General features: G+C 47.2%; 1 protein-coding gene and 1 pseudogene. Both read right to left on the bottom strand.

Annotated features, from left to right (window positions below; genetic code table 11):
- The coding region (locus tag KDX30_RS29380; RefSeq protein WP_231678246.1) for a PoNe immunity protein domain-containing protein at positions 1 to 676 on the bottom strand (676 nt) is incomplete at its 3' end.
- An 11-nt stretch (positions 677 to 687) separates the two neighbouring features.
- Positions 688 to 1,533: pseudogene (locus KDX30_RS29375) on the bottom strand (hypothetical protein); the annotation flags it as partial.

Genomic DNA, 1,533 nt, shown 5'->3' with positions numbered 1-1,533 from the left:
TTGCGCCGGCTTCTATTGCCCAATAACCAACGTAGTTTCCATCTTCGCCTTGTAGATGAGTATCATGCCAAGGGGCTTGCTTAAATGCGGGATACCATTGCTTGCAATATGTTTTCAAATAGTCAGTGGCTTCAATTTTTGATTTCGCATATATTGCCTGCACCAAAGGTGAATATACGTCGTGATACCATTGATCAATATCGTGCCTGTTAGGTAGCATTTTGCAAAGCAGATCTTCATATAGTGTGTCTTCCCCCTCATACCCCCCATTGTCTATAAATTTGACGAAACGCTTCAGCAGGTCAGTGCGATGTAATAGAATGCAGAATCCTATGACTTGTACGCATTCTTCATACTCGTGTGGCTGGGTGTCTAACGCCAGCGGCGAAATGTCGGGAGACTTTTCTGAGTCTGCAAGAGCTGCTTGTCGTATTTCATATTTTTCAATTAAATCTTCAAGTAGGGGGGGGAGAGATGATAAGTCCTCTCCCGCTGTATATGTCGCTGTGAGCTTTCGAAGTGCTAGGCGTTGGGTGAATCTTAAGCGAAGCGTAGCTTCCCCTTCTGGGGTGTCTGACTTAAATGTCGTGGTTTTTAGAAGCTCTGTCGCTTCGTCATGGTCGTTAAGAAAGTTTTTATAATGGTTTTCGCTAAAGAGTTTTTGTCTTTTGATCATCTGGGTAGGCCTCAAGCTTGAGAGAGTCTAGTGCGCCATACTTTTTGGCATAAAGATCTTTTATGCTTGTTCACGAGACCTTTAATTTCATTCTCCGCGTAATAAAAAGCCTTGTGATTCTCATGGGAAGATTCATCAGCGTTTTTCAGGCGGGCGCTTGCACGCTCTTTAGGGATCGGGCTGCCGTGGTATAACGGCTTGTAGGACAAGTGGCGACTGTTTGATGCAGCCACTTTAACGTGTAAAGAATACGTCGGGACGGCTCTCTCCAAATTTTTCTCAAGCCATTCGTCACTCATTTGAACGAGTAAACCCCTTGGCGCTTTAGATGGGCGTGCTTCGCTTTTTGCCATATTGGTATTGTTTTTACCAGCGATTACCTTTTTTGCTTTACTAGCGGGTGATTTGGTTTCTGGAATTTCACAGGGCTCAATCAATTCGCTTGGTTCAGCGAGGCCCGACACTCCCAGTTTAGAACCAGCCCCCGGCTTCCGAGTATTGTTCAGTTCACGCTTAAATTTTGGCGCATCTTCATCATGGCTCGCCTTGGCATCGACTATGGCAAATTTTTCGCCTCCGTTGCTGGCAGGATTCGCGCGCCATACGGCATCGATATCTGTTCCGTTAGCGCCGTCGGTTAACTTGTAAATAATGTGCTTTCCCTTCGGACTGCAACCTTTAGAAAGCTTCCCCAACTTGCTCGCACTCGGCCCCCCCTCAAACCCACTCCCATCCGCGCCTTTGTCGTGTCCGTCCCAGTCTTTACCCCAGCCAAACTCCCCGGCGCAGATGTAATCGGCAATGTGCTCGCCGCTGACACCCAGGCCTTCGTTCAAAATACTCGAAGAGGCTTGAAG

This window comes from Pseudomonas quasicaspiana (assembly GCF_021147825.1).
Taxonomy (GTDB): domain Bacteria; phylum Pseudomonadota; class Gammaproteobacteria; order Pseudomonadales; family Pseudomonadaceae; genus Aquipseudomonas; species Aquipseudomonas quasicaspiana.
Note: the sequence above shows the minus strand (reverse complement) of the source record. Positions and strands in the feature narration are given on the sequence as shown.